26 protein-coding genes, 1 pseudogene and 1 riboswitch are annotated in these 26,443 nt (G+C 65.3%); of the genes and pseudogenes, 7 read left to right on the top strand and 20 right to left on the bottom strand.

The genetic code is table 11. The features are described 5' to 3' along the window. Positions 1-54: 54 nt before the first annotated feature. The 7 genes and pseudogenes from AC07NY_RS16545 to AC07NY_RS16515 form a co-directional block, all read right to left on the bottom strand. Positions 55-645 (bottom strand): hypothetical protein, encoded by a 591-nt coding sequence (locus AC07NY_RS16545; protein WP_494584748.1) that lies wholly within the window; start codon positions 643-645, stop codon positions 55-57. 3 nt (positions 646-648) lie between these two features. Further along, positions 649-1,722, bottom strand: coding sequence for a phage major capsid protein (locus tag AC07NY_RS16540; protein ID WP_494585134.1), 1,074 nt, complete (start codon positions 1,720-1,722; stop codon positions 649-651). A gap of 96 nt (positions 1,723-1,818) precedes the next feature. After that, positions 1,819-2,196: pseudogene (locus AC07NY_RS16535) on the bottom strand (HK97 family phage prohead protease); the annotation flags it as partial. Next, on the bottom strand, positions 2,193-2,471 hold the full coding sequence (locus AC07NY_RS16530) for a hypothetical protein (RefSeq protein ID WP_494584747.1): 279 nt from the start codon (positions 2,469-2,471) through the stop codon (positions 2,193-2,195). The pseudogene AC07NY_RS16535 and the gene AC07NY_RS16530, both read right to left, overlap by 4 nt. Beyond that, positions 2,464-2,871, bottom strand: coding sequence for a gene transfer agent family protein (locus AC07NY_RS16525; RefSeq protein WP_494584746.1), 408 nt, complete (start codon positions 2,869-2,871; stop codon positions 2,464-2,466). The genes AC07NY_RS16530 and AC07NY_RS16525 overlap by 8 nt, the downstream gene beginning before the upstream one ends. Further along, complete coding sequence (locus AC07NY_RS16520; RefSeq protein WP_494584745.1) at positions 2,868-3,047, bottom strand: hypothetical protein; 180 nt, start codon at positions 3,045-3,047, stop codon at positions 2,868-2,870. Before AC07NY_RS16520 ends, AC07NY_RS16525 begins: the two co-directional genes overlap by 4 nt. Beyond that, positions 3,044-4,288, bottom strand: a complete 1,245-nt coding sequence (locus AC07NY_RS16515; protein WP_494584744.1) for a phage portal protein — start codon at positions 4,286-4,288, stop codon at positions 3,044-3,046. The genes AC07NY_RS16520 and AC07NY_RS16515 overlap by 4 nt, the downstream gene beginning before the upstream one ends. A 190-nt stretch (positions 4,289-4,478) precedes the next feature. Between AC07NY_RS16515 and AC07NY_RS16510 the strand changes: the two genes are divergently transcribed. Then, on the top strand, positions 4,479-5,132 hold the full coding sequence (locus tag AC07NY_RS16510; protein WP_494584743.1) for a hypothetical protein: 654 nt from the start codon (positions 4,479-4,481) through the stop codon (positions 5,130-5,132). Here AC07NY_RS16510 and AC07NY_RS16505 read toward each other — a convergent pair. From AC07NY_RS16505 to AC07NY_RS16495, 3 genes are all read right to left on the bottom strand, one after another. Beyond that, positions 5,129-6,862, bottom strand: a complete 1,734-nt coding sequence (locus AC07NY_RS16505) for a tyrosine-type recombinase/integrase (protein WP_494584742.1) — start codon at positions 6,860-6,862, stop codon at positions 5,129-5,131. The genes AC07NY_RS16510 and AC07NY_RS16505 overlap by 4 nt on opposite strands. A 289-nt stretch (positions 6,863-7,151) precedes the next feature. Then, positions 7,152-7,487, bottom strand: coding sequence for a hypothetical protein (locus AC07NY_RS16500; protein WP_494584741.1), 336 nt, complete (start codon positions 7,485-7,487; stop codon positions 7,152-7,154). Position 7,488: 1 nt separating this feature from the next. Beyond that, positions 7,489-7,773, bottom strand: a complete 285-nt coding sequence (locus tag AC07NY_RS16495; protein ID WP_494585133.1) for an ABC transporter permease subunit — start codon at positions 7,771-7,773, stop codon at positions 7,489-7,491. A gap of 68 nt (positions 7,774-7,841) precedes the next feature. Between AC07NY_RS16495 and AC07NY_RS16490 the strand changes: the two genes are divergently transcribed. After that, positions 7,842-8,042 (top strand): hypothetical protein, encoded by a 201-nt coding sequence (locus AC07NY_RS16490; RefSeq protein ID WP_494584740.1) that lies wholly within the window; start codon positions 7,842-7,844, stop codon positions 8,040-8,042. A gap of 10 nt (positions 8,043-8,052) precedes the next feature. Here AC07NY_RS16490 and AC07NY_RS16485 read toward each other — a convergent pair whose 3' ends face one another. Beyond that, positions 8,053-9,342 carry a hypothetical protein gene (locus tag AC07NY_RS16485; RefSeq protein WP_494584739.1) on the bottom strand — a complete coding sequence of 430 codons (1,290 nt, stop codon included), beginning with the start codon at positions 9,340-9,342 and terminating at the stop codon, positions 8,053-8,055. 180 nt (positions 9,343-9,522) lie between these two features. On the opposite strand from AC07NY_RS16485, the gene AC07NY_RS16480 reads away from it, so the two are divergent. Beyond that, entirely contained in the window at positions 9,523-10,404 is an 882-nt protein-coding gene (locus tag AC07NY_RS16480) for a LysR substrate-binding domain-containing protein (protein ID WP_494584738.1), read from the top strand. A gap of 16 nt (positions 10,405-10,420) precedes the next feature. Here the strand turns inward: AC07NY_RS16480 and AC07NY_RS16475 are convergent, their stop codons facing one another. Genes AC07NY_RS16475 through AC07NY_RS16460 form a run of 4 tightly spaced genes read right to left on the bottom strand, consistent with a single transcriptional unit; the run spans position 10,421 to position 15,393 of the window. Continuing rightward, positions 10,421-11,851, bottom strand: a complete 1,431-nt coding sequence (locus AC07NY_RS16475; protein ID WP_494584737.1) for a S41 family peptidase — start codon at positions 11,849-11,851, stop codon at positions 10,421-10,423. Between the two features lie 48 nt (positions 11,852-11,899). Continuing rightward, complete coding sequence (locus tag AC07NY_RS16470; protein ID WP_494584736.1) at positions 11,900-12,802, bottom strand: ABC transporter permease; 903 nt, start codon at positions 12,800-12,802, stop codon at positions 11,900-11,902. After that, the gene (locus AC07NY_RS16465) at positions 12,795-13,721 is read right to left on the bottom strand and encodes an ABC transporter permease (RefSeq protein WP_494584735.1); all 927 of its coding nucleotides are present in this window, start codon (positions 13,719-13,721) and stop codon (positions 12,795-12,797) included. Before AC07NY_RS16465 ends, AC07NY_RS16470 begins: the two co-directional genes overlap by 8 nt. Before the next feature lie 40 nt (positions 13,722-13,761). Next, the gene (locus AC07NY_RS16460) at positions 13,762-15,393 is read right to left on the bottom strand and encodes a peptide ABC transporter substrate-binding protein (protein ID WP_494584734.1); all 1,632 of its coding nucleotides are present in this window, start codon (positions 15,391-15,393) and stop codon (positions 13,762-13,764) included. A gap of 294 nt (positions 15,394-15,687) precedes the next feature. Here AC07NY_RS16460 and AC07NY_RS16455 point away from each other — a divergent pair, with 294 nt between their 5' ends. The 4 genes from AC07NY_RS16455 (at position 15,688) to ltaE (ending at position 20,415) form a co-directional block, all read left to right on the top strand. Beyond that, positions 15,688-17,160: a protein adenylyltransferase SelO gene (locus AC07NY_RS16455; protein WP_494584733.1), complete on the top strand. Its 1,473-nt coding sequence runs from the start codon at positions 15,688-15,690 to the stop codon at positions 17,158-17,160. Then, the gene (locus tag AC07NY_RS16450; RefSeq protein ID WP_494585132.1) at positions 17,157-17,819 is read left to right on the top strand and encodes an alpha/beta hydrolase family protein; all 663 of its coding nucleotides are present in this window, start codon (positions 17,157-17,159) and stop codon (positions 17,817-17,819) included. The genes AC07NY_RS16455 and AC07NY_RS16450 overlap by 4 nt, the downstream gene beginning before the upstream one ends. A gap of 105 nt (positions 17,820-17,924) precedes the next feature. Further along, positions 17,925-19,304: an L-serine ammonia-lyase gene (locus AC07NY_RS16445; protein WP_494584732.1), complete on the top strand. Its 1,380-nt coding sequence runs from the start codon at positions 17,925-17,927 to the stop codon at positions 19,302-19,304. A gap of 79 nt (positions 19,305-19,383) precedes the next feature. Next, on the top strand, positions 19,384-20,415 hold the full coding sequence (ltaE, locus tag AC07NY_RS16440; protein ID WP_494584731.1) for a low-specificity L-threonine aldolase: 1,032 nt from the start codon (positions 19,384-19,386) through the stop codon (positions 20,413-20,415). 10 nt (positions 20,416-20,425) lie between these two features. Here ltaE and AC07NY_RS16435 read toward each other — a convergent pair whose 3' ends face one another. The 5 genes from AC07NY_RS16435 to AC07NY_RS16415 form a co-directional block, all read right to left on the bottom strand. Further along, complete coding sequence (locus tag AC07NY_RS16435) at positions 20,426-21,220, bottom strand: ABC transporter ATP-binding protein (RefSeq protein WP_492283846.1); 795 nt, start codon at positions 21,218-21,220, stop codon at positions 20,426-20,428. Then, positions 21,217-22,260 (bottom strand): FecCD family ABC transporter permease, encoded by a 1,044-nt coding sequence (locus AC07NY_RS16430; protein ID WP_492283847.1) that lies wholly within the window; start codon positions 22,258-22,260, stop codon positions 21,217-21,219. Before AC07NY_RS16430 ends, AC07NY_RS16435 begins: the two co-directional genes overlap by 4 nt. Next, positions 22,257-23,294: an ABC transporter substrate-binding protein gene (locus AC07NY_RS16425; RefSeq protein WP_494584730.1), complete on the bottom strand. Its 1,038-nt coding sequence runs from the start codon at positions 23,292-23,294 to the stop codon at positions 22,257-22,259. Before AC07NY_RS16425 ends, AC07NY_RS16430 begins: the two co-directional genes overlap by 4 nt. A 214-nt stretch (positions 23,295-23,508) precedes the next feature. Further along, positions 23,509-23,721: riboswitch (cobalamin riboswitch) on the bottom strand. A 35-nt stretch (positions 23,722-23,756) separates the two neighbouring features. Continuing rightward, positions 23,757-24,935 (bottom strand): mandelate racemase/muconate lactonizing enzyme family protein, encoded by a 1,179-nt coding sequence (locus AC07NY_RS16420; protein WP_494584729.1) that lies wholly within the window; start codon positions 24,933-24,935, stop codon positions 23,757-23,759. Positions 24,936-24,946: 11 nt separating this feature from the next. Beyond that, positions 24,947-26,434 (bottom strand): M81 family metallopeptidase, encoded by a 1,488-nt coding sequence (locus tag AC07NY_RS16415; protein WP_494584728.1) that lies wholly within the window; start codon positions 26,432-26,434, stop codon positions 24,947-24,949. Between the last annotated feature and the right edge of the window lie 9 nt (positions 26,435-26,443).

The raw sequence follows: 26,443 nt of genomic DNA, 5'->3' as shown, positions 1-26,443 counted from the left end.
GGGCGCCATGGGCGACGATGCTGCCACAAGAGCAAAGGCGGGGCGGACGGCGGCTCATCGGGGCTTCCGCCCATACTTCGCCTTGAGGGCCTGAAGGCCGGCGCGGTCAAATTCGGGGTCGAGGCCAGCGGCTTCGTTTCGGGCCGCCTGTTCGGGATCGTGCTGGGCCTGCTGCTCAGTCGTGCCGAAGGTGCCGATGAATGCTTCGTTGATGTCGGTCGCGGTCGCGTTCCAAGCCTCTTCCGGGGACCAGCCGAGCTTGCCCGTCGCCGCCCGGAACAGGTTGCGATACACATTGCGAAGCGGAATGGCAGGAAATCCACGCGCAGGCTTCGCGCCATCGTCGGGCGCCGGGAAGAATCCCATGCAAAGGCGGTGAGCCGGAATCTGCGCGATCTGCATGAAAGTAAGCAGCGACTTACTTTCGAGGGAGCGCAGGAAACGGGCGGCATCCCTGCGGTCGGTCGCGGCCGTCACGATGATCTCGCGCACGGTGCCGGTATGAAATTCGGCGATCCGCTGAAAGAGACGGTCGAAACCGATATTCCGCTCAAGGGTGCTCGCGGCCCGCAAGGACGGCCGAAGGATCACGGCATGGTTGCCGTGCTCCAGAACGATCTCATCGTATGCGGGCCGCAAGGTCATGGCTTACGCCGCGACCTTCAGCTTCACGAAGCGGTCCGGGTGCGTCACGTCAGCACCGACGCGGGCGCGGGCATGGAAACGGACCTGGCCCTTCGTCGCGAGGGTGTAGGGATCGGGCATGACGCTCAGGTCGAGCCGGTTGACGATGCGGTAGCCCTGAAGGTCGCCGAACAGGATCGGGAACTTGTTGGCGCCGATGTCGTCCATGTCGATGGCTTCGACAATCGGGCGGCCGAGCAGCGTGGTCGGCATGCCGGCCGAGATCGGATCGACCAGAATGAACCGGCCGTTGCCATCCTTCAGCATGCGGAGCGTGGCGAGCGTCTTGCGGTTCATCATCCACACGCCGCTCTGCGCGTAGACGCCCGGCAGCTCGTGATACAGGCCGATGATGGTCGAGGCCGGGTCGGTGCCGAGATTGGCAGCGGCGCCGGTCTTGATCTCCTTCAGGCCGGTCGCCGCCATGATGCCCTTCGGCTTGCCGACGCCGTCACCACTGACGAACGCGGAAGCCTCGGCCTTGCCGAACGCCTCGGAATAGTCGGCGACCAGCTCGCCGCGCAGGTCGTAGGAGTTGTCCTCCAACAGGGCATTCGAGATGTCGGTGAAGGTCGCGATCTCGTGCGGCGTGAGCGTGATCTGCTCGAAAGCCATGGTCGAGGCCGTGCGGTCCTCGGTCTCGCCGACCCAGACGGCCGTCGCGCCGGACACCTTGCGCGGATACTTGATTTCCTTGCCGCCGACCGTGACGACGCGGGCATACTGGCGAACCGGGGACCACTCCACGAGCTTCTTGATGATCTCGCTGCCGAACTCGGTCGGGGCGAGATAGCCGGCCGACGCATCGCTCGCGACCGTCAGAGCCTTCAGCTCGTCGGCCTGCATGCGACGCTCCCCGCGTCGAAGCATGGCGTCGAAAGCCTTGGCCTCGATATTGTCGTTCGCCTGATTGTCGTTCGAAGCCGGCAGGCGATTGGCCTTGGCCTCAAGCTTGTCGAGGCGAGCCTGAAGGGCGTCGAACGCCTTCTGATCGAAGCTCGGGGCGTCCTTGGTCTCGGTATTCTCTGCGGTGCTCATTTCACTTTCCTGATGGGGTGCCGAGCCATCCGGCACGGCCTTGATTGACTGGATTTGCGCTCCCGGATGGCAGGGAACGGAGACGATGCTGATTTCGTGCAGGTCGAGCTTGCTGATGGTCCGGCCGCCGCGAGCGCGGGCGACTGCCTTTTGACTGACGAAGCCAATGGAGAGGCCAGAAACGGCGCCGGCCTGCACCAGCGCGCGAACTTCGCGGGCGCGGGCAACATCATCGATCAGGAGACGGCCCTTCACGGTGAGGCCGGCGTCGGTTTCGGTGATGGATTCCCAAACGCCAATGGCCTGCGCCTGATCGTGCGCGAACAGCATCGGGAGCCGTTCCGGCGCACCGAAGGCGCCCTTTTCGATCACGTCGCCGACGCGATCAGGGGAGCCGAATGGCCAAGCCGTGCCGGTGATGGTGCCAGCGTCATCAACCGCGAGCGCGGCCTTGATCTCAAGCCGCTCGCTCATTCGTTGTCCCAGACCTTTACGGCCGATCCCGCCGTGTTTCGGACGACGACAAGCCGAAGCTCGGGGAAGCGCGGAAGGCGCACGAACCTATCGAGGTCGGAAGGAAACTGCGCGAGCGCGCCAATAGTGGTCCAAGGTGCGGCGGCGCTTACGCGGGCCTGCACCAGAACCTTCGCATTCGCATCAGCGGAATCGAGCTGAAGAATGGTTTCAGCGGCCGGCGCCCAAGCGGCTCCGGTGTGCTCGGCGGCCGTGACGTTCAAGCGCTCAGACATCGGCCACGTCCGCATAGGCGGCCTTGATCGCGGCGGCGAGGTCGCCGGTCGCGGCTGCGTGGTCGATCTCGTCAGGCTCGGCGTCGTCCTGGCCCTCACCGTTGGGCTCATTCCAACGCGCGTTGAAGATGTCCACGGCGAGCATGGCCAGCGGGATAAGCGGCTGATCCGGGGTGTAGGCGTCGATCAGGCTCTGAGCTTCGGCCGGGGACGTGCCGCCGCCGATCAGGCCGAGCCGAATGATTTCCACCACGTCGCCGACATGGAACTGAAGGGTGAGCGCGACGCGCTGATACAGGGCGCCGATACCGACGCCGGTCTTACGCTCAAGCTCGGCAATCATGGGCATGGTGAGGGCGAAGGTCTTTTCGCCGTCACCGAAATAGGCGACGTGCTTCACTTCAGCGCCTCGCGAACCTCTGCAAGGTCCATCTCAAGAAACTCGGCAGGGGTTTCGTCGAGAGCTGCCAAGATCGCCTTGCGCAGCCTCGGCTTGAACCGCTCTTCAATCGCGCGCTCGAATTCAGCGATGCGCGCTTCAAGGTTGATGATCTGCTTGTCGGCTTCGTCGCTCACGCGGCTTCCTTGTCGGTGCTGGGGTTGTCGTTCGCGCCGGCAGCGGGGCCGGTCGTCGTGTAGGGATTGGCAAGCTCGTCGCCGCCTTCGATGGCGGGATAGTTCATGGCGCTGCGAACCTCGTTCGGCGTCATGGCGCGCATCGCGACCAGCTTGCCGAAGATTTCAGCCCGGCCCGCCGCGTCGGCGCGCTGAAGGTCGTCAATGACGAACTCGAAATAGAGACTGTCCTGCTCTTCCTCGGTGAGCAGCACGGTCGCATAGGCGTCCTGCCAGCGGTCGAGCCAAGGCCGAAGGCAAAGCTGAAGGAAGCTCGCGGCCATCTGCTCCGCGTTGCTCCACGTCGCCCGGCTCAGTTCGAACAGCATGGAAGGCGGGACGCCGAAGATGCGGGCGATCTCGCGGACCTGTTCAAGGCGATGCTCTAGGAACTGGGCATCGGTCGAGGTCATGGTGAACTGCTCAGGCTTCCATCCACCGTCTGCGATGAAAGGATCGGAATCCGGTCCCGCCTGCCACCTGCGATAGGACTTCAGCAGACTGCCGATCGTCGCGGCGCCCTTATCGCCTTCGCCAATGGCCTTGTTCTCATTGGTCAGGATGATTGAAGGGCGACGGCCGGAACCGAACAGCCGGCCGACATCGCGCTCCAAGGACATCGCATTGGCGATGGCTTCCTTGCCGAGTGAGACAGGGGACACGTCGCCGAACGCCGGGACATAGAGCACGTCCTGATAGGACAGCCGGCGCTGCACGCGGTTCTTGTCGGTGACGATGTAATAGGGCTCGCCGTCATCCTCGAAACGGCGCTGGACCGTGCGGGGCTGAAGGCGATTGATCTCGTAGGGGCGCCCGTCGCCGGTGCGGACGACATGGGCATAGCCTGCGCCATGAAGCAGTGCGTCGGTCGTGATGAGCGTGCGGAGATGGCCGGCGCTAGTCCAGCCGTTGACGCGATTATGGGCCAGCCGGTTGCCAGCGTGGTCCTTCGCGGCTTCCTTGCTGCCGTCAGCGTCGCGATAGAGCTTGCAAGGAAGGGAGCCGACCGTTTCGGCAATCAAGCGCACGGCCTGAAGAACGGCGGGGACACGAAGCGCGGTGCTTGCAGTAACGGTGACACCGGAGGCAGTCGGCAGCGCGCCGAACAACTCAGAGATAGCTGGATCGGAAAGGGGGATCGCCTTTTGATCGAACTGAAATCCGAGCGACTTCGCTACGCTGCCGACCAACTCGCGGAACACAACTCAACCTTCACCTTACGCAACGGTGAAGATTCTCTCACACGCGGAATCGCGTATCAAGCTTTTACTCCTAATTAGGATCAATTTCTTACAAGATCGTTGTGGACATGGCCCTCCAACGGCCTTCGCTTCGCTGCCGCAGCAAACCTTTCCTGCTATACTTAGGCACCTCAAAACCATCAGGTGTGCTTTGACGCCTACGGAGAAGTTAGTTGCCGCTTGCGGCGTTGTGACTGCACTGGCTGCAGGGTTGACCCTCGGGCCGACCTTCGCTCCCTATTTCGGGATCAAGCCAAGAATCTACGATGACTTCAGCGTTCAATTTGAAAAGTTCGATATCGCGCTTTCCTCCGAACCAACTGAAAACAATGACGAAAAGCAGTGGTATTTCGATGGAGCCGGAACGCTAGCGCTGAAGAATAAAACTGACAGGCCGCTGGAAATTCGAGCGCATCACCCTGGAAAGCCATCCGTTGTTGTTGACGGGAAAGCCTTAGAAAGACGTGTAGTAACGATAGAACCCTACCGCTCAATATTAATTACGCTAAAGCAAAGAGATAAGGTCGGCATCATTATGAATGAAACCCTCAATAATATTTCTCGGAAGAGCCCCAACGTCATCGAATACCTGCGCAAACACCAGATTAGCGATATCGCCGCAGGCTTTCAGGCCAATTCTAAGGGATTCTCAGATTTATTGATATGTAATGAAAGCGATAATGCACTAATGGAGGAAACCAAAAAGAAAGGAGGCTCGCCAAACGGAATCGTAATCGGGTTCAGCTCCGATAACGCGCCGGTCAAATACTGCTTAATCGGATCATTTGAGGGAGCATACCTTTAAGCCCCGCCGTCCTTTGTAGAGTTGAACAGAGCCGGAAGCTCATAGGCGACGCGGTCAACAGCCTCCTTCAACACGTCGAGCGAGGCGTCATGGATATAGCCGGCGCCCGACGACGCATCGTCATGGCCGGTGATCTGGTCGCTAACAGCACGCGGCACACCGGCAACCGACATCGCCGTCTTGAAAGTGTGCCGGAAGGAATGGAAGACCTTCGCCGGATCGGTGATGCCGACCTTCGGCAGATAGGTCCGGTTAAACCATCGCGGAATGAACTGGCTATAGGGCTGGTTGAGAATGCGCTTACCGCCAGCGCTCGCGGCGATACGGGTCTGCCCATCCCCATACCATCCGGGGAACAGGTGCGTTTCGCCGGCCGCCTTCAGCTTCGCGATACGGGCCTCAAGGCCAAGGCCCAACAGCTTCTTGTGAACTGGCGTCAGGCGAACCGACTGCTGGTTCTTCGTCTCTTCCTCGATGGCGAACACCAGCACGCCACGCTCCTTGCGAATACTCTCAAGGCGAAGCTGGGCGATCTCTGATGCGCGCATGCCGCTGTAGAGCGCTATCAGGAGCGTCCAATGCTTCTCGCCGAAGTCCTGGCCCTTGAAGAGCGGCGGGGCGACGATGGCCTTCAGGTCAACTGAGGTGAACGGCACGCGCGGCGCCTTCGTCGCACCCTTCTTCGTATCGACCTTCACGCCGCGCGCGGGATTGTCGGGGATGATCTCGTTATCGACGCACCATGACATGAGCGCCGACAGGCGCGGCAGCCACTTGTCATTGATGGTCGTGGCGCTCAACGCCGGGAACGGCGTCTTCCGGGCCTTGTTGAGCTTGATCGCGTCAGGCAGCGGCTTCTCCGGGAAGCGCTTGCTGTAGTTCGAAGGCGTGTCGAGCAGCGCGTTCTTGTAGGCCAGCACGTCAGCGCGAGTGATCCGATAGACCGGCCTCCCCTCGCCCATGAATTCCTCGAACATGCGGACGGCAACGCCATACTCATACTCGGTCGCGTCCTTGGCTTGCTTCTCCTTCAGCATGGCCGGTAGGATTTCGGACAAGGGCTTGGTGCTATCAGCACCGATGATGCGGGCGCGCAGCGGATCGGCGCTCGCGGAAGGCAACTCGCTAGCAGGCACCAGCATAGGGTGCCTCGGCGGGGCGTCCGGCTCGCCACGGTCGCGCCGGCTCTGGTTCTCGATCTTCTCGGCCTGCACGCCCGCGAGCATCCGGGCGAGCGTGCGCCACTCGTCGGTGCCCCTCGCCGGAACAGGGCCGCCTTCAGCGGCGATCTCTTCCACGGCCCACTGCATGAGGGCGGCTAGCTCATCATCCTCGGCGCCACCGTGCGCGGCACGCTTGAGCGCGAAATAGTAGGGAGGGCGCAACGCGGCTTCGCTGACCGGATCATAAGCTCCGGGCCGGCTTCGGGCTGCGTCGTCGCGGCCAAGCTCCCGGCCATAGTGTGCAACTGCCATCTGCTGGATGCTCAGCGGACGGCGCTTCGAAGACACCGGAACGCTCAGCGCCGTAGCCCGATCGCGGGCCTCGTCTAACTGAATCTGCATCGTGTGAACGGCCGACGGCAGGAGCCGCAAGGCGATGCTCCGGTCTGCGTCCAGCGCCTTCGTAAGCTCGCGCTTACCCACAATATCACGCAGCAAATCTGGGACACGAAGCCGGGCGTAATAGCGACCGTTGCGGTGGAGGAGGTGACGGACTCGCGTAGCCATTTTCGAGATGCCAAAAACCGATTTGTGTAGCAAATTGTGTAGCAATATTATGTGACGGGCCTTTGAAAATCAATGGAAATTTCGATCCATCAACGACTTAGCGGCGATTGGAATGCACTCCCTCCGTCTCCGCCACTTTTTCCTTCGATTTTCCAATCGTTTGGATTGGGCACGAAAGCGATCTCGCAAAAGAAGCGGGAGCGCTTTTTGCGTAGCGCTCGCGAATCTCCTCAGCCTTTCGGCAGCAGCATGAACCACTCCTGTCCAGCGGGTGTGTTGGCGTGGCTTCTCAAGCTGGGGATACCGGGCCTGAAAGGCCACGGATGATCGTGACCTCGCCCGTTTCGACGGAATTGCCACAATCGGTGAGCGCGCGGAAATACCGATGCCATTTCGGTGCATTTGCTGCGTGGTCAGGCCGCCGCCCTGTCACCAACGGCACGGCCCGAAAGAGCGCGACATAGACCCTGGCGAAAAGCTGCAGGGCCTTGCTGCCGGAGACGGCGAGGATCGCGAGCCCGGTGCCGCCGGCAATGGCGACCAGCGTGACTTGCAGCGTGACCACGATGCCGGCGCCGATCACGCCCCTGGCGGCCAAGATACTGTCCCAGTCGAGCGCGAACATCTCAGGCCCCCATCATGCCCGGAAGCCGGATGCGCCGCTGGACCCCTTCCATCAGGCGCAAGATAGCGACGTTCAGCCCGATATAGGCGAGCGTCACCAGGATGAAGGATTCATAGGCTTGCGCGGTGAAATCGACGAGCTGCCGCGCCTGGCCGCTGAGCTCGAGCAGCCCGATCGTCGAGGCCACCGCGGAGTTCTTCGAGATGATCAGGAACTCGGAGGTCAGCGGCGGCAGGATGCGCCGGAAGCATTGCGGCAGCAGCACGTGGCGGAATGCCGGGACCAGCCGGAAACCGAGCGCCTGCGCCGCCTGGAGCTGGCCGGGCGGCGAGCCCGGCGCGGACCTGCTCGCAGATGCGCGCGCCGGTGAAGAAACCGAGCGCCAGCACGGAGACGACGAGGACCTGGGTGCTCGGCGTGATACCCTTGATTCAGTCGCCGACCGTCGTGGGCAAGACCTCCGGCACGACGAAAAACCAGATGAAGAACTGGACGATCAGCGGCACGTTGCGGCAGCACCCAGGCAAGTCGATAGCATCGTCTTCATGTCGATGATCCTCCCTCGCTAAGAACCGACGATCGACGAGACGTCGATCACGTACATCTGCCGCTCATGCTCGTGCATCGAGTCGATGCAGACGCGGCGACCGTCCTGGCTCCAGCGCGGATGGAGATCGCAACGGTTCTCCTTGGTCAGCGCGGGATCGGTGTAGAAGCTGCCGATGTCGTGACGGACGCCCCTGGCGATGTCGTAGAGGATCAGAATCCGCTCGTTGCTGGCGGGGTCGGGGTAGGTGTCGGTCAGGAGCCAGCGCTGGTCGACCGGCGAATAGGTCATGTGACCGTTCTCGGTCAGTACGTCCCGGCCGATGACGGATACGCCGACCGGCTCCGCATCGGCGTAGAGATGGTAGTGGATCGAGCCGGCATGCGGCCCCCAGACGATGATGTGGCCGTCGTCGCGCCAGAGCGGATGGGAGATCTGGTACTCCGACTTCTCGTAATCGAAGGTGCCGACCGCGCTCGGATCGAAATCGTCCTGCAATTGCGGCAGCGGGTGGTCCGAGCATTCCAGCAGCCGGATATTGCCGCCATCGGGGTCCATCGTGATCAGCCGGTGCAGGAAGCAGGTCTCGTCCTCGACGCGCTCGGTCCAGCGATGCAGGAAGAGGATGCGGCTGGAGGACGGGTTGATCTCGATATGGCTGACCCAGTGGATCGCCTTGTCCATGGACGGGCGGTGATCCAGGGCCTTGAGATCGGCATAGCTGACGAGCAGCCGGGTCTCGCCGGTCTCGATATCGAGCCGGTGGATGCCGTCATCGGCGGGGCAGAGCGGCAGGCCGGTGCGGTGGCCGGCAAGCCCGACATAGCCGATGGTGCGGTGGGTGACGTAGAGCCGCTCGTAATCGATGGTCAGCGCGTAACGGCCATTGGGAGCCGCCACATAGATCGGCGTGTCGAGGTCCCGCGAGCTGCCGCTGGCGAGATCGAAGATGACAGAGCCGAAGCCGGGATAGAGCCCCCTGCCGTGGCGGGTGCGGACATTGTAGATCAGCCGTTCGCTGCGGGCCGCATCGAGCCATTGCAACTGGGCGCCCATCTGCCAGTTCCAGGTCGTCGTCCGGCCGCAAGGGTGGAAGGCGCCGTCACCGGCCAGGTCGAAATAGCCGACCTCGGCGGCGCTGTCCGGCATCAACTCGAAGTCGCGCGCCGCGACACGATGGCCGAGCAGCAGGCGATCGCCGGCGCCCCAGTTGGTCTTGTCGTAATAGCCGAAGAAGTGATGGCCGGGGCCGCCCCCGACCCGGTGGGTCGGGCAGCTTCGCGCGATCGGTTGAACCAGGCTGTGCATCGCCGCCACTTATGCTTTCGAGATCCGGGCGGAGCTGCCCGCAGCGGTTCCGTCATCCGAAAACGGTGAGGAACAGGCCGCGAAGCTAAGTCCTCAAGGGGATGCAAAAAAATTCTTTCTCAAAACATCCGTATGCAGAAATGATATACAGCAGGCGCCGTCGATACTGAGAGGACCGTCATGGGCAGGCCATTGAATTTCCAGCAGATCCAGGTCTTCAAGACGGTGATGGAAACCGGCACGACGACCAAGGCCGCGATCGCGCTCAACACGACCCAGCCCTCGATCAGCCGCAAGCTCGCCGACCTGCAACAGGCCGCCGGGCTGCAGCTCTTCGAATTGCATCACGGAAGGCTGCGCCCGACGCGCGAAGGGCGGCACCTCTACCAATCGGTCCGCAAGCATTTCGAGGGGTTGGAGAAGATCGAGACCGTGGTCGGCATCCTCCGGAAATCTGGTGCGGGGGTGCTGCGCATCGGCAGCACCCCGACGCTCGCCACGGGCCTGCTGCCGAAGGTGATCGACCGCTTCATGCAGCGCTTCCCCGGCACCTTCATCAACCTGCAGACGGAGGCGACGCCGCAGCTCGAAGAGCATCTGCGTCAGGAGCTGGTCGATATCGCGCTCACCACCGGGACGATGGACACCGCCTTGTTTCAGTGCACGACGATCGCCCGGTCGAAGGCGGTCTGCATCGTGCCCCACGAGCACGAGCTCGCCGGCCTGCCCTCGGTCGATCTCGACATGCTCCAGCGCTATCGGCTGATCCTGCTCAACGATTCCGACAATATCGTCATTCGCATGCGCGAATTGCTCGCCGAGGGCGGCTATCCCGAGGATGTCGCGGTGGAGACCAACTCGTCGATCACCATCTGCGCGCTGGTCGCTGCCGGCGTCGGGATCGGCGTCGTCAATCCCTATGTCGCCAACACGTTTGCCGGACAGTTCGCGATCAAGGACCTCAACCCGCCGATCCCGGTCGAGGTGTTGCTGGCGCAATCGATCACGATGGCGCCGTCGATGCTGACCAAGGCCTTTTCCGAGATGCTGGCGTCGCCATAGGCGCCTCGACGAAAGTTCAGGCGCCGCGCCACGCCATCGTCATGACACGGTCGAGGATCGTATCGGTTTCGCCCAGCCAATCCGACATCCGTGCTTCCATGAACAGATCGGGGGCGATGCCGAAGCCGTCATACATCTCGCCGGTCTTCTGGAAGGAGGCCATCGTCGAAAGCCGCACCCGGATGCCGCTGTTCGGCAGCAGGAAGGGGATGCTGTTGCCGCTGCGCCCGTTGCTCGCCGAGCCGATCAGCGTGACGTTCCGCCAGCCCTTGAAGGTCGAGACGAAGATGTCACCGGCGCTGCCGACGCCCCAATCCATCAGGAGGTAGACCGGCCGGTCGTAATGCGGTTTGCCGGGCAAGGCGCGCAGCACGCCGTAATACCAGTCGGTGAAATCCCCCTCAGGCACCTGCCATTGCGGGTGGAAACCCGCCAGCAGAGCTTCCAGAGCGGCCTTCTCATCGGCGGGGCGGCTCGGGTCGGCACGGAAGAACATCGCCTTGTCATCGACCTTGAGCAGGTCGATCAGGGTCTGGACAGGCGTATCGGCCGGCGCCCTCAACCTCGCGACGTTATGGATGTAGGGTCCGTCCTCCGGCGTCATGAAATAGGGAAAGAGCGCCGACAGGCATTCGCGCGTCCCGCCGCCGCATTGCCTTGCGTCGATGATCAGGGCGTCCGTATCGCGCAGCGGTGCCATCAGCGCGTCGATGCGGGCGGCAAGCGCGCTGTCGCTCTGCGAGTAGATGCGGAGATAGCCGATATTCCCTGGCCGGACGCCGCTTTCGTTCGACAGCGGCAGCAGTGGCCCGAACGCCTCCAGCGTCTCCGCGACCGGGATCATGACGGTCCTGGCCGAGCGGTTGGCCGCATCGCAGAGCTCGACGGCGATGGTCGGCTCATCCGGCAGCCCGAGTTCCCGGCGCATATAGCCGACATGGCGCAGGAGTCGCAGGCTGCGGGCGACGCGCTGCGAGCGCGAGGCATAGGGGCCGCTGGTGATGTCGCCGGCTCGCTCCAGCCATTGAAAGAACGGCAAGCCATCGATCGACCGGACAAAGGGATGGTCCGCATCGAGCAGGACCCGTGCCTGCGGATCATAGGCGAAGGCCCGGTCGTTCTCGATGCCGATCGCGAAGGGGCTATAGCCGCCCGGCAGGGCCTGCATCCAGTCGACGACCTGGGCGTGGGAATCCCCGAGATGCTGGACGAGCTTCTGGACCTGCAGCGCGAGATTGCGGACCGAGACCTGTTCCGGCAGCTGCTCGCTCATCACCGCGATGGCGCGCTCATAGGGATAGGCCACGGCGGACACATACGAGTGGCGATCCCGGATGATGTCGTGCAGCGCCTCCAGATCGGCCTGCGCCTCCCTGCGCGTGACGACCGTGTCACTGGGGCCGCCTGCGATGAGCCGGTTGTTCAGGAAGGATGCGAAGGGGTTCATGACAGCCAATTGCCTTGGTGGTCGGGATCGTTGCTCAACCGGACAGCATCAGCGCGAGCGCGGATCGAAGGCACGCCGGACGGCTTCGCCGAGCAACACCAGCGCCAGCACGGTGACGGTCAGCACGAGGCTGGGGAAGAGCAGCATGTGCGGCGCGCTGGCGAGATAGGGCTGAGCGTCGCTGATCGCGGTGCCCCATGAGATCACGGGTGGCTGCAAGCCCAGGCCGAGATAGGACAGGGTCGCTTCGGTGCCGACATAGCCGCCGAGCGACAGCGTCGCGAGAACGAGCAGCGGGGCGACCGAGTTCGGCAGCACATGGCGCAGCGCGATCCGCAGGCTGCTTGCCCCCGCGGCGCGAGCGGCATCGACATATTCGGCGTTACGGGTTTGCAGGACGCTGGCGCGCATCAGCCGCGCCTCCGTGGCCCAGCCGAGCAGCGACAGCACCAGAGCGAGGCGCAGCACGCCGCTGCCCGAGCTGCCCAGCGTGGCGAGGATGACGATCGCTCCGAGCAGGGTCGGCAGGCCAAGGACGACATCGGTGACGCGCGAGATGACGGCATCGACCACGCCGCCCTTCAGGCCGGCGACCAGCCCCAGCATCCCGCCGATGAACGTGCTCCCCAGCGTCGCCAGAAGCGCCACGGACAGGGAGGCGCGGGCGCCATGGACCGTCCGCGCAAACACGTCGCAGCCCTGGATGTCGAAGCCGAACCAGCTTCCATAGGCCGGCGGCTTGCGCGAGTTCAGCAGGATGCAGCGCTGCGGATCGACCGAGGTGAAGAGGCCGGGCGCGATCGCCATCGCGACAAGGACCAGAAGGACCACGAGCGCGATCCAGACCAGGGGCGAGCGGGCGAGCTGCGCCAGTGCCTCGCCGGTGAGCGAGCGGCTGCGCCGGTGTGGCTCCGTCGCGGCGAGCGGTGTGGCCTGAAGAAGATCAGTCATAGCGGATCCGGGGGTCCAGCACGGCGTAGGAGAGGTCGACGAGGAGATTGATGAACAGGTAGGCGACGACGACCACGGTGACGGCGCCGACGATGGTGATGCCGTCATGGCTGCGGATCGACTGGACGATCAGCCCGCCGACGCCGCTGATGTTGAAGACGCCTTCGACCACGACGGCGCCGGCGAGCAGCCCGCCGATATCCTTGCCGATATAGGTCACGGCCGGGATCAGGCTGTTGCGCAGGGCGTGCACGATGACGATGCGCGCTTCGCCGAGCCCCTTGGCCCGGGCCGTGCGGACATAGTCGCTCTGCATGGTCTCGATCACGGCCGAGCGCGTCAGGCGGGAAAGCGTGACCTGATGTGCCAGCGCAAGCACGATCGCCGGCAGCAGGAGCTCGAAGAAGCTCGTCGGATCGCTTACCGTCACCGGGAACCAGCCGAGCCGGACACCGAACACGAGCTGCGCCAGGTTTGCGACGACGAAACTGGGAAAGGCGATGATGCCCAGCCCCAGCATCATGGTCGCGGTATCGAATGTCTTGCCCGGCCGCAGCGCCGCGACGACGCCGATGGTGATGCCGAGCAGGACCTCGATCAGCACGGCGAGCAGCGCCAGCCGCACCGTCGCGGGAAAGGCCGCGACGAGCTGCTCCGAGACGTCGCGTCCCGTGAAGGAGCGGCCGAGATCGCCGCGCGCGAGATCGCCGAGATAATAGCCGTAGCGCACGATCAGCGGGCGATCGAGCTTGAACTCCTCGGTCGCCGCCGCAACGAAGGCGTCCGGGCATTCCCGGTCGCCGCATTTGCCGGCGAGCGGATCCCCCGGCATGCCCCAGGCCAGGAAGAAGACCACGAAGGTCGTGCCCAGGAACACCGGGATGAATTGCAGGAGGCGGCGCAGGATATAGCCCGTCATGTCGTCGCTCGCGTTTCTCGGCCGTGGCGGATGCCTCGCGTCAGTCCTTCAGCGACAGCGCCGAGTAGTCGATCCGGCCATTGGCGTAGAGCGTGACGGAGCGCACCTTTGGCGAGTGGCCGACCGTCATGGCCGGGTTCCACAGCGGCACGCGCGGCATCTCCGCCGCCAGAAGCCGCTCGGCCTCCTGATAGGTCTTGATCGCAGCCGCCGAATCTTCCTTCGCGGCCCTGTCCATCAGCGCATCGAAGGCCGCGCTCTCATAGGCGCCGCGGTTGGACGTGCCGTCCTTCGAGTAGAGCGGGATCAGGGCATTGTCGATCGAGGGGTAGTCCATCGTCCAGTTGGACGGGAACGGCCCATCGGCCTTGCCGGAGCGGGTATAGGATCGGAAGGTCGCGTTGTCGGACAGCGCCGAGGTCACGCAGGTGATGCCGAGCGTGTTTTGGATGCTATTGCAGACCGCATCCATCGCGGATTTCACCTCGCTGTCGCCGGCATAGTAGAGCTTGACGTCGCCCTTGTAGCCGCCGGCCTTGGCCAGCAGTTCTTTCGCCTTGGCGGGATCGAAGCTGCAATATTCGCCGCAGGCGCCGGGCTGGTAGCCCTCGACGCCGGGCGGTACCCAGCCCGTGGCGGGCTGCCCGATGCCGTTGAAGAGGATGTCGACGATCGCCTTGCGGTCGATCGCCATCGACAGCGCCTGCCGGACCGCCGGCTTGAGCAATTGCGGGTTGGCGTCGGTATAGGGCATGCCCAGCGCCTGGATGTTGGCGCGCGGCTGAACGACGATGCGCCCACGCAAGTCGCGCTTCCAGAGGTCGGCAACGAGCTTGGAGGCCGGGATGTCGCGCAGCAGGTCGAGATTGCCGGCGACCAGGTCATTATAGGCCGCCTCGCGGCTCGTGTAGATCTTGAGATCGATCCCCTTGATCGTGGGCTTGGCCGGTCCGGTATAGCCGGCGAAGGCCGCGAGCTTGTAGCCTGAATCCGGGGAACCGGAGACGAGCTGGAACGGCCCGGCCCCGATCGGCTTGCGTCCGAAGGCGGCGGGGTCTGCAAAGAACGAATCCGGCATCGGATAGAAGGCCTTGTAGCTGAGCTGGGCCTTGAAGACCGGCACCGGATTCTTCAGCTCGACCTGGAATTCATGGTCACCGACGATCCTGAGCCCGCTCATCCGGTTGGTCGCGGGAGCCGGCGGCTTCTCGCCTTTCGGCGCCTTGGGATTGAGGGCTTCATAGCCGACGACGATGGAGAACCAGTCGTTGTTCGACTGGCCATTGGGGCCATAGGCGGCCCAGTTCCAGGCATCCACGAAGTTCCTGGCGAGAACCTCGGTGCCGTCGTGGAACTTGCGCCCTTTATGGAGCTTGATCGTCCAGGTCTTGTTGTCGGCGGTGGTCACCGCCTCAGCGAGATCCTCGATGATCGCGCCGGTCTTCGCATCGTTCGTGACGAGCCCGGCCAGGATCGGCTGCAGGACATCTGAGCCGCAGCTCTCGGTCGTATTGGTCGGGATCAGCAGGCCAGCCGGCGTGCAGGCCGACACGGAAACCCATCCGCGCTGCAACACCTGCGCGTGGCCGGTGGAGATGCTCGCCACCATGACGCCGCACACCGCCGCGAACTGCAAAGCGGCGACGCCGATCGAAAAGCGGGTCTGTTTCATGGGTTCCTCCCAGGAATGCGGATCGGCAACGCGCAGCGCGACGTCCAGCGGCGTGCCCGATGCCTCCGGTGACGGCGACTTCAGGCGCGCGGCCGGCGTGTAGGGTGCAAGGCCCCTGCCGGCAGATCCAAGGATAGAGCCTGGAGGAAATACGGAAAATTCTTTTGCAGAACGTCGCTATGCAGAAATGATATATATTAAACGACGCCGCCGCGGGGCTTGCGCGCTCGCGGCTCACCGATCGCCCAAGCTCCGCCGTGTTGCGCCTTGGCCAGCCGGGTATATCTATGGCCGATGGTTGCGATCCCCTTCGACAATTCCTATGCGCGCCTGCCTGAGCGCTTCTACGCCACGGTCGCCCCGACACCGGTTCCGGCGCCGCAGCTCTTGCGGCTGAACGAGCCGCTGGCAGCGCAGCTCGGGCTTGACGCAGGCTGGCTGAAGAGCCCCGACGGCGTGGCGATGCTGGCCGGCAATGACGTGCCGGCGGGCGCCGCCTCGATCGCAACGGCCTATGCCGGACACCAGTTCGGCGGGTTCAGCCCGCAACTCGGCGACGGGCGCGCCATTCTGCTCGGCGAGCTCGTCGACCGGGACGGCCGGCGTCACGATCTCCAGCTCAAGGGCGCTGGCCCGACGCCGTTCTCGCGCCGGGGCGATGGCCGCGCCGCGCTCGGCCCGGTGCTGCGCGAGTATATCGTCAGCGAGGCGATGGCGGTGCTCGGCGTGCCGACGACGCGCGCGCTGGCCGCCGTCCTGACAGGCGATTCCGTCCGGCGCGAGACCTTGCTACCCGGTGCCGTGCTGACTCGCGTCGCCTCCAGCCATATCCGGATCGGCACCTTCCAGTTCTTCGCCGCGCGCGGCGATCACGAGGCCCTGCGCCTGCTCGCCGACCATGTCATCATCAGGCATTATCCGGCCTGCACCGGCGACGGGCGCCATCTCGCCCTGCTGGAGGCGGTCGTCGCCGCGCAGGCCGCGCTGATCGCGCAATGGATGACGATCGGCTTCATCCACGGCGTGATGAACACCGACAACATGTCGATTGCCGGCGAGACCATCGATTACGGCCCCTGCGCCTTCATGGACACCTATCACCCGACGACCGTGTTCTCCTCGATCGACGAGCGCGGCCGATATGCCTATGCCAACCAGCCGCCGATCGCCCGCTGGAACCTCACCCGCTTCGCCGAGACGCTGCTGCCGCTGCTGGACGAGGACATCGACAAGGCCGTGCCGATCGCGCAAGGAGCGCTCGACCGGTTCGATCCCCAGTTCCAGGCGCATCTGATCGCGGGCTTCCGCCGAAAGCTCGGTCTTGCGAGCGAGGAAGCGGAGGATGTCGATCTCATCAGGACGCTGCTCGAGGCGATGCAGCAGGGCGAAACCGATTTCACGCTGGTCTTCCGCCGCCTCAGCGAGGCTGCCGGTCCAGCGGGCAATGCCGATGCCTGCCTCAGCCTCTTCGGCAATCCCTCGGCCTTCGACGCCTGGGAAAACCGGTGGCGCCAGCGCCTGCTGCGGGAGCCGGCGTCGGCCGAGACGCGGCGGGATGCGATGCTGCGTACCAATCCTCTGTTCATCCCGCGGAACCACCAGGTCGAGGCTGTGATCGAGGCAGCTGTCGAGCGCGATGATCTCGCGCCGTTCGAAACCCTTCTCGAGGTGCTCTCCCGGCCCTTCGACGATCAGCCCGGCCGTGAAGACTATGCGCGGCCGCCCGCCCTGCATGAGCGCGTGCTGGCGACGTTCTGCGGGACCTGAAGCCGATGTTTCTGTTCAATGGCCCTGACAGAGCCGATGTGACCATTCTCCTGGCGCACGGAGCCGGTGCGCCGATGGATTCGGCATCGATGACGGCGGCCGCCGAGGCGCTGGCTGGCGCCGGCTTTCGCGTCGCCCGCTTCGAGTTCGACTATATGGCGGCGAGACGAGCCGGAACGGGACGCACACCCCCGCCAAAGGCCGAGAAGCTCAATCAGCAATATCTCGCCGCGATCGAGGCACTCGGTACCAAGGGCACGCTCATCATCGGCGGCAAGTCGATGGGCGGGCGCGTCGCCAGCATGGTGGCCGATTCCCTGTTCGAAACCGGACGGGTCCAGGGCCTACTCTGCCTCGGCTATCCCTTCCACCCGCCCGGCAAGCCCGGGCAATTGCGAACCGCGCATCTCGTCGATCTCAGGACACCCGCCTTGATCGTGCAGGGCACGCGGGACGAGTTCGGTACGCGCGACGAGGTCTCGACCTATGCGCTTTCGCCGGCGATCGAGCTGCTCTGGCTGGAAGATGGCGACCACGACCTGAAGCCGCGCAAGCGCGTATCCGGCTTTTCTGCCGCCGATCATCTCGAGACCATGGCGAAGGCCGTCTCCGGCTGGGCCGGACATTCCCTTTCGCCGCCCGTCATGCCATCGGAATAGGCGATGGCCTGCGCGCGGACGGAGGCGATCCAAAGCGTGACGGCGTGACGATTTCCCTCTGGGCTTCGCGCCGGACACATAAAGCAAGTTCGACAGGGGGTAGGAATGTTCCTGAGCGTATTCGACGTCTTCAAGATCGGCATCGGCCCGTCGTCCTCGCACACGATGGGGCCGATGACGGCGGCGGGGCATTTCCTCGAATTGCTGCGCCAGGCCCCGTCGCGCGATCGCGCCGCGGCGGTCCGCGCGACGCTCTACGGCTCGCTCGCCTTCACCGGAAAAGGCCATGCCACCGACCGCGCCGTGGCGCTCGGCCTGCTCGGCTGGACGCCCGCCGCCTTCGATTTCGACGCGGCTGAGCGTGGGCTCGACGAACTCGGCCGCAGCCATCTCCTGCGGCATGACGGCCTGCCGCCGCTGGTCTTCGACCCCGCAACGGACATCGTCTTCGACTACGGGCCGCCCCTGCCCGGCCATGCCAATGGGCTCGTCTTCAGCGCCCGCGATTCCGCCGGTACGGAAATTCTGTCCGAGACCTATTACTCGATCGGCGGCGGCTTCGTGGTGACGGCACAGGAGCGCGAGGCGCCGGCCGCCGCTACGGAAGCCGCATCCTGGCCCTACCCGTTCGCCAATGCGGCGGCGATGCTGCGCATGGCCCGGGAAAGCGGCCTCTCCATCGCGGAGATGAAGCGCGCCAACGAAATCCATCGCCTGTCGCAGGAAGAGGTCGATAGCGGCCTCGCCCGGCTTTGGTCGGTGATGAACGACTGCATCGAGCGCGGCATGAGCCAGGAAGGTGAATTGCCTGGCGGCCTGCGCGTGCGGCGCCGGGCGGCGCGCATCCACCAGCAACTGGCAGCCGAAAAGCTCGCCAACCGCGCCCAGCCGCATGCCTCGACGGATTGGCTCAGTGTCTACGCCATGGCTGTGAACGAGGAGAACGCGGCCGGCGGCCGGGTCGTGACCTCTCCGACCAACGGAGCGGCCGGCGTCGTGCCGGCCGTGCTGCGCTATTATCTCGACCATTGCGTCGGCGCGGAGCCGGAGAGGGTCGCCGACTTCCTGCTGACGGCGGCGGCGATCGGCGGGCTGATCAAGCACAATGCCTCGATTTCCGGGGCCGAGGCCGGCTGCCAGGGCGAGGTCGGCTCCGCCGCCGCCATGGCCGCGGCCGGGCTCTGCGCGGTGCTCGGCGGCTCGCCCGCCCAGATCGAGAACGCGGCCGAGATCGCGCTGGAGCACCATCTCGGCATGACATGCGACCCTGCGGCCGGTCTCGTCCAGGTGCCTTGCATCGAGCGCAACGGCATCGGCGCGATCAAGGCGGTAGCGGCCGCGTCGCTGGCGCTGCGCGGCGACGGCTCGCATTTCATGCCGCTGGACAACTGCATCGAGGCGATGCGCCAGACCGGCGAGGCCATGAACGAGCGTTTCAAGGAAACCAGCCTCGGCGGGCTCGCGGTCAACCTGCCGGAATGCTGAGCCCTCCCCCGTCAATTTTGCATGATGGCTCGGGCGAGTGCCGGGTAGTGTGGCCACACAGCCCGCAAGGATCGGATCGATGATCGTGGATGATTTCCGCTCGGATACGGTGACGCGCCCCGGCGACGGGATGCGCGCCGCCATGGCGGCGGCGGAGGTCGGCGACGCCGTCTATGACGATTGCCAGACGACCAAGCGGCTGGAAGCCATGACCGCCGAGCGGCTCGGCAAGGAAGCGGCGCTCTTCTTCCCCACCGGCACGCAAGCCAATCTCGCCGGGCTGATGGCCCATTGCGAGCGCGGCGAGGAATATATCGTCGGCCAGATGGCCCATACCTATCGGCTGGAAGGCGGCGGCGCGGCCGTGCTCGGCTCGATCCAGCCGCAGCCCCTGCCCAACGAGCCGGACGGCACGATCGCACTCGATGCCATCGCCAACGCGATCAAGCCGAACGATTTCCATTTCGCGATGACGCGGCTGCTGGCGCTGGAGAACACCTTCAACGGCCTTGTCCTACCGGACGCCTATCTGGAAGCCGCGACCGGGCTTGCCCGTTCGCGTGGGCTCGCCACCCATCTCGACGGCGCCCGCCTGATGAACGCGGCAGCGGCGAGCAATCGCGATGCAGCTTGGATCGCCGGGCAGTTCGACACGGTGTCGCTCTGCCTGTCCAAGGGACTGGGTGCGCCGATCGGCTCGATATTGGTCGGCCCCAAGGATTTCATCGCGAAGGCCCGCCGCATCCGCAAGATGCTGGGCGGCGGCATGCGCCAGACCGGCGTGATCGCGGCAGCAGCGATCTATGCGCTGGAGCATAACGTCAACCGACTCAGCGAGGATCATCGGCGCGCTGCGGCGCTCGCCGAGGTGCTCGGACGTTTTCCGGAGCTCGGCGCCGGGCCAGCCCGCACGAACATGGTGTTCATGTCGCCCAAGGCGTTCGACACTGCGGCTTTCGCCACCTTCCTGCGCGAGCGCGGCATCGCCGTCAGCGGGCGTTACGGCACTTTGCGCTGGGTCACCCATCTCGATGTGAACGACGCCTCCGTCGCGCGCGTCGCCGAAGCCTGCGAACGCTTCTTCGACAAGCGGCAGGCGGCCGCGGAGTAGAGGCCCGGCCTCAATCGCTTCCGGGTGCAGCCTTCCGCGGTTCGGCCTCGATCAGGTATTCGATGTGTCGGCGGCCTGAGTCTCCCAAGCGGATCGAGACCGCGACACCGAAGATGCGCTGGATCGCCTCGGCCGTCAGGACCTCCTCCGGCGCGCCGGCCGCCTGAAGCCGCCCATCATGCAGCAGCGCGATCTCGTCGCAGAACATGGCGGCGAGGTTGAGATCGTGCAGCGCCATAATGCAGGTGATGCCGAGGCGGCGGACCAGGCTCAGGATCGAGAGCTGATGCTGGATATCGAGATGATTGGTCGGCTCGTCCAGGATCAGCTCGCTCGGCTCCTGCGCGAGCGCGCGGGCGATATGGACGCGCTGGCGCTCTCCGCCTGAGAGCGTATGCCAGAACTGGTCATGGCGCTCGGTGAGCCCGACCCGCGCCAGCGCCTCGTTGACGGCGGCTTCGTCGGCGTCGTTCCAGGAGGCCAACGCGGCACGATGCGGCGTGCGGCCGAGCCGAACGACATCGCAGACGGAGAGCTGGATTTCGGTCGTCGCCTGCTGCTCGACGAAGGCGAGACGGCGGGCGAGCTCGCGGCGCGGCACGGCGGCGATGTCGTTTCCGTCGAGGGTGACGACGCCGCTCGCGACATTGCGTAGGCGGCAGAGCAACCGGAGCAGGCTCGACTTGCCGGAGCCGTTGGGACCGATCAGGCCGAGCACGCGGCCGGGCGCAGCCTCCAGCGTCACGCCGTCGACGATCATCCGGCCGCCGGCACCCCAGCGGACCTCGCGGGTGGCGAGCGTCATGCCGGCCTCCGGGCACGGTAAAGGATGAGCGCGAAGACCGGGGCGCCGAACAGGGCGGTGACCACGCCGATCGGCAGGATCTGCTGCGGGATCAGGATGCGGGAGAGGATGTCGGCGAGGATCATGAAGATCGCGCCGATGACGAGGCAGGCCGGCAGCAGGCGGGCATGGCCGGAGCCGACGAGGAAGCGCGCGGCATGAGGGATGATCAATCCGACGAAGCCGACGGTGCCGACGATCGAGACCATCACCGCCGTCATCACCGCCGTGGTCGCGAAGAGCACGACCTTCACCCGCGTCACCGCGACGCCGAGCGAGGCGGCTGCATCGACGCCGAAGGCGAACGCGTCCAGCACCTTGGCGTGGAGCATGCAGATGCCGAAGCCGATGAAGGCAACCGGCGCCGCCATCCAGAGATCGGGCCAGCGCACGCCGCCGAAATTGCCGAGCAGCCAGAACATCACGCCGCGCGCCTGCTCGGCGCTCGCGAGCGTCGTCACGATCGTCGCGGTGGCCGCATTGAAGAGCTGCGAGGTGGCGACACCGGCGAGGATGACGCGGTCGCTCGCGCCGCCCGCCCCTGCCGCCAGCAAGGCGACGACGACGAGCGCGGCGCAGGAGCCGATGAAGGCGCCGGCCGATACCGAGAGCACCGCGCCGCCGATGCTGATGCCGAGGATCAGTACCGCGACGGCGCCGGTCGAGGCGCCCGCCGAGATGCCGAGGATATAGGGCTCGGCCAAGGGATTGCGCAGCAGCGCCTGCAGGATCGCGCCGGACAGAGCGAGCGCGCCGCCGCAGAGCCCCGCCATCAGCGCGCGGCTCAGGCGATAATCGAAGATGACGCCCTGCTGGATCGCGCTGACCGGGAAGTCGAGATCGAACAGCCCGTTTCCGAGCGCCTTCAGGGCCGTGTCCAGCGGGATGCGCATCTCGCCGATCGTCACCGCCAGCGCGACCGATAAGGTCAGCGCCAGCAGCGAGGCCAGTGCGATGCCGATCCGCGCCGGCCAGTTCGGCCCATGGGCGGCGTGGCTCAACGCGAGAGACCGAAGCCGGCGATTGCCTTGGCGAGGGTCTCGATGCCGTCGACCGTGTCGAGCCCGGCGCGGGTCGCGCCGACATCCAGGATGACGACGCGGTTGTTCCTGACGGCATCGAGCTTGCTGGCGACCGGGTCGGTCTTGAGGAATTCCAGCTTCTTCTCGATATCATCGGCCGGGAAGCGGCGGCGGTCCATCTTCACGGTGACAATCACGGCCGGGTTGGCGGCGGCGATGCTCTCCCAGCCGACCAGCGGCCATTCCTCGTTGGTCGCGATGATGTTGCGGGCACCGAGCTTGGACAGGATATAGGCGGGCACGCCGTTCTTGCCGGCCATGAAGCCGTCGCCCTTGATGTCCTTGCTGGAGAACCAGACGACGACCGGCACGTCCTGCGCCTTGAGCTTGGCGACCTGCTCGACCGCCTTGTCCTCGCGGGCCTTGAGCTCGGCGACGAGCGTCTCGGCCCGGTCGGCGACGTCGAAGACCGCGCCGAATTCGCGGATGTTGCGATAGACCAACTCCATCGTGAACATCTGGGTGCGCACGCCGTCGCCGGCACCGGAATTGTCCTTGCCGACGCAATCGGTCGGCGAGACGTAAGCCGGCACCTTCACCTTGGCGAACTGGTCGCGCTTGCCGACGATGCCGTTGGGCCCGACATGCCATTCGAACATCGCGGTGACGAGATCGGGCTCCTGCGCCAGCACCGCCTCGAAGCTCGGGTCGTTATCGGCGAGGCGCTTCACCTTGGCGTTGACCGCCTCATAGGGCTTGGCCACCGGCGAGAACCAGACCGCGGTGCCGACGACGCGATCGCCGAGGCCGAGCGCATAGAGGATTTCCGTCTGGGTCTGGCCGATCGCGACGACGCGCTTGGGCGCGGCGTTGAAGGTGATCGTCTCGCGGCAATTTTCCAGCGTCAGCGGGTATTTGGTCGGCGCCGCGCTGGCCGCGCCGGCGGCGAGAGCGCCGAACAGCGCGGCGGCCGAGAGGCGAAGCAAGGTATTGAACGGGCGCGCAGCCGGCATCGAGGCCATCCGAAATGTAATAATGTTGCATTTCTGATAGAGTGCGCGGCACGCGGCCGTCAAGCCGCCCCGAGCGGCCTGTGCATTTGTCTTCGTGAACATGGACTTCATCGCTCCCCGAGATGACGGCCGGGGCAGCTTTGGGCATGTGGGACGGGAAGGCGGCACAAGGCCGCCATCGACACACACAGCTCCGGAACACCCCGTCCGAAAGACGTCTTCGACGACCGGGGCAGGTCTCCTGGCTCGCGGGTCGATGCCGCTTCCGCCCGGCCTTCCCGGCGCATCAGGCGCCAGTGGACGATGGACGGAAAGCTCGCCGCTTACAGTTGCGGGGGCAGCCTCGGCTTTTGCGCGTAAGCGCGCAGCACCGAATTCCCTCTTAGCTCCGGAAGCAACCCGGAGAACCTCGATCGGCGCACACCCTATAAGGGCTTGGCGCTGCGTCAAGCGAACAGCTCTTCAGAGGCTGGGCGTGCTGTAGAGCCGCTTGCCGCCTACCGAGATCTCGACCTCCTGCAGATAGCCGCGTAGCGCCGTGGTCGCGACCTTGATGCCGAGGCCGGGCGCGTCGGGCGCCGCGACCTGCCCGTTCGCGTCACGCTCCAGATGATTGGCCGAGATCGCCGTGGCGAGCGGCTTCGGCATCGCCGGGTATTCGCAGATTTCGTGCTCGGCCAAGCCCGCATAGGGCTGGAGCGAGGCCGACAACGCCAGATGCGAGGTGAAGGTGTGGTTGACGAAGGTCACGCCCTTCGCGACCGCATAATCCGCGACCGCCTTGGACGGGCCGATGCCGCCGATGCGGCCACAATCGATCTGGACATAGCCGATGCCGCCATAATCGATGAGCTGCCGGGCCATCGACTCGTTATGGGCGCCCTCCCCGCCGGCCAAACGGACCTTGGGGCTGCGCCTGGCCAGGCTGCCATAGGCTTCGAGCGCGCTGGCGTGGAAGGGCTCCTCGAACCAGAGCACTTTCGCCTTCTCCATCGCAGGCAGACGGGCAGCAGCGCGCTCGACATCCTCGATGAAGATCTGGCCGGTATCGATCAGCAGGATGCCGTCCTGCCCCAAACCCTCGCGAGCGGCGACGAAATGCTCGGCATCGGCCTCGACGCTGCCCCGCCCGATCGGCCCCCAGCCGAACTTGGCGGCGCGGAAGCTGCGGCTGCGGGCATCGCGGGCGCGTTCGAGGGTTTCCTGCGCCGTGTCGCCGAAGAGGACCGAGGCATAGGGCGTCTTGGGATGGCTTTTCGCGTAGCCGAGCAGGCGCCAGACCGGCTCGGACCGCATCTTCCCGAGGATATCCCACAGCGCCATCTCGACGCCCGAGAAGGTATGCGGCGCCTGCAGCAGGTCCATCGAGTTATAGGCGACGGCGGCGGCGATGCGGGCGATGTCCTCCGGGCTTTCCAAGGTCTGGCCAAGCACGGAATCGGCGACCGGCCGGCAGACGCCATGCGACATCGGGCAGATGAAGGCGGCGATGGAGGGCAGCGGCGCCGCCTCGCATTCGCCCCAGCCGACATGGCCGCCAGCCGCGACCCTGACCAGCAGCGCATCCTGGCTGCCATCGGCCTCGTCGGTGACGACGGGCATGGCGAGATAGAAGAAATCGACGGCCTCGATCCTGGGCACGGGTCTTCTCCTCACAGTTCGTAGATCGTGGCGCGGGGCGCGAAGGTGACGCCCTCGTCGAGCGGGTAGATGGGCCGGGCGCAGATGGTGTGGCCGAGGCTTTTCAGGTTGGCGGAGGTCGCGCCGGGCGCATCGATGTTGAAGTTTCGCGCGCACCACTGGTCGAACATATGGAATTCGGTGTGGGGCGACTTCACGACGATCAAGTCGAAATCGGTCGGGCCTATGCCGTTGGCGTAGTACATCGCGCGGTCGAACAGGCTGACCGAGCGGCTCATCACCACGACGGTGACATTGTCCCAGGTCAGAACCGCGGTCGGCCCGGCGCTCAACGGCGCCTTCATCGTCTCCAGCGCCGCTTCGCCGTCCGAGAGCAGCTTGACCTTGGCCTTGACCTGCATCGGCGAGAAGCGGGCGGGATCGATCGAGCCGCCGAGCGTGATCTCGATCGTCGCGCCGATACCGGCCTTGTGCGCGGCTGCGGCGGCCGGCGCGTCGACGATCTGCGCCAGCACGCGCTTGCCGTAGCGCGCCTTGCGCAAGGCAGCGAGGATCAGGTTGCTGTCACCGGAGGCGCCCGACGAGGTCGCGTCGGCAGCGTCCGTGAAAATCACCGGGCCGTCGATGCTGCGGGCCTGGGCGATGGCACGGTCGAGCGGAACGAGCTTGCCCTGCATGCGGAAGCGCAAGGGCCAGAACTCCTCGGCCAGCCGGATCGCCTCGCGCTCGGCGGTTGCCTTGTCGCCATCGGTGAGGATCAGCACCTGCGAGCAGAGCTCGGGCACGTCGGTGAAGGGGTTGCCGATCATGATGCCGGCCGCGAGCGCCCGCCCCTCTTCCTCCAGCCGGCGGCATTCGGCGAGGAGCTCGCCGTAGCAGCCGGTCTTGGTGATGAGCTCGTCGCCGCGCACCAAAGCGGGAATGACGACGCGGGCGGCAACGGGCCTCATGCCGCCAGCCATCAGCTTCAGCAGGAGTTCGGCGGCGCGCCGGCCGGTATCGGCGAAATCGACATGGGGATAGGTCCAGTAGATCGCGAAGCCGTCGACTTGGCGCAGCATCCGGTCGGTCAGGATGCCGTGCAGGTCGAGCGAGATCACGATCGGCATGTCCGGCCCGACGCGCTCGCGCAGCTTCTCCAGCAGGTAGCCTTCCGGATCAAGTTCGCCATCGGCGCCCATCGCGCCATGCAGCGAGACATAGATGCCGTCGATGCGGTCGAGCTTGGCGAAGATCGCGGCGAGGATTTCCGCGGAGAGCTTCTTCCAGCCTGCGGCCGAAAGCGGGCCGGCACTGCCCGAGCGGGCGCAGATCGTCGGCACGATCTCGATATCGGGCCTCGCCTCGAAGACCGCGAGCGCGCCGCCCAGTTCCTGATTCTGGCCGCGCTGGACGTAGAGGCCATCGCCATGGTGAATCAGGAAGTTCTCGTAATGCGACGGCAGCGGGTTGAAGGAGGAGATCTCCTGCTTGCAGTCGGCGATCAGGATGCGCTTCATCAGGCGGCT

This window comes from Allobosea sp. GW821-FHT09G06, from assembly GCF_059416005.1.
Note: the sequence above shows the minus strand (reverse complement) of the source record. Positions and strands in the feature narration are given on the sequence as shown.

Bases quoted from the DNA above. Each gene is read 5' to 3' on its own strand.
- AC07NY_RS16545 (WP_494584748.1), bottom strand. From the start codon at position 645: ATGACCTTGCGGCCCGCATACGATGAGATCGTTCTGGAGCACGGCAAC.
- AC07NY_RS16540 (WP_494585134.1), bottom strand. From the start codon at position 1,722: ATGAGCACCGCAGAGAATACCGAGACCAAGGACGCCCCGAGCTTCGAT.
- AC07NY_RS16530 (WP_494584747.1), bottom strand. From the start codon at position 2,471: ATGTCTGAGCGCTTGAACGTCACGGCCGCCGAGCACACCGGAGCCGCT.
- AC07NY_RS16505 (WP_494584742.1), bottom strand. From the start codon at position 6,862: ATGGCTACGCGAGTCCGTCACCTCCTCCACCGCAACGGTCGCTATTAC.
- AC07NY_RS16500 (WP_494584741.1), bottom strand. From the start codon at position 7,487: ATGTTCGCGCTCGACTGGGACAGTATCTTGGCCGCCAGGGGCGTGATC.
- AC07NY_RS16490 (WP_494584740.1), top strand. From the start codon at position 7,842: ATGCGCGCGCCGGTGAAGAAACCGAGCGCCAGCACGGAGACGACGAGG.
- AC07NY_RS16485 (WP_494584739.1), bottom strand. From the start codon at position 9,342: ATGCACAGCCTGGTTCAACCGATCGCGCGAAGCTGCCCGACCCACCGG.
- AC07NY_RS16480 (WP_494584738.1), top strand. From the start codon at position 9,523: ATGGGCAGGCCATTGAATTTCCAGCAGATCCAGGTCTTCAAGACGGTG.
- AC07NY_RS16475 (WP_494584737.1), bottom strand. From the start codon at position 11,851: ATGAACCCCTTCGCATCCTTCCTGAACAACCGGCTCATCGCAGGCGGC.
- AC07NY_RS16470 (WP_494584736.1), bottom strand. From the start codon at position 12,802: ATGACTGATCTTCTTCAGGCCACACCGCTCGCCGCGACGGAGCCACAC.
- AC07NY_RS16465 (WP_494584735.1), bottom strand. From the start codon at position 13,721: ATGACGGGCTATATCCTGCGCCGCCTCCTGCAATTCATCCCGGTGTTC.
- AC07NY_RS16460 (WP_494584734.1), bottom strand. From the start codon at position 15,393: ATGAAACAGACCCGCTTTTCGATCGGCGTCGCCGCTTTGCAGTTCGCG.
- AC07NY_RS16455 (WP_494584733.1), top strand. From the start codon at position 15,688: ATGGTTGCGATCCCCTTCGACAATTCCTATGCGCGCCTGCCTGAGCGC.
- AC07NY_RS16445 (WP_494584732.1), top strand. From the start codon at position 17,925: ATGTTCCTGAGCGTATTCGACGTCTTCAAGATCGGCATCGGCCCGTCG.
- ltaE (WP_494584731.1), top strand. From the start codon at position 19,384: ATGATCGTGGATGATTTCCGCTCGGATACGGTGACGCGCCCCGGCGAC.
- AC07NY_RS16435 (WP_492283846.1), bottom strand. From the start codon at position 21,220: ATGACGCTCGCCACCCGCGAGGTCCGCTGGGGTGCCGGCGGCCGGATG.
- AC07NY_RS16425 (WP_494584730.1), bottom strand. From the start codon at position 23,294: ATGCCGGCTGCGCGCCCGTTCAATACCTTGCTTCGCCTCTCGGCCGCC.
- AC07NY_RS16415 (WP_494584728.1), bottom strand. From the start codon at position 26,434: ATGAAGCGCATCCTGATCGCCGACTGCAAGCAGGAGATCTCCTCCTTC.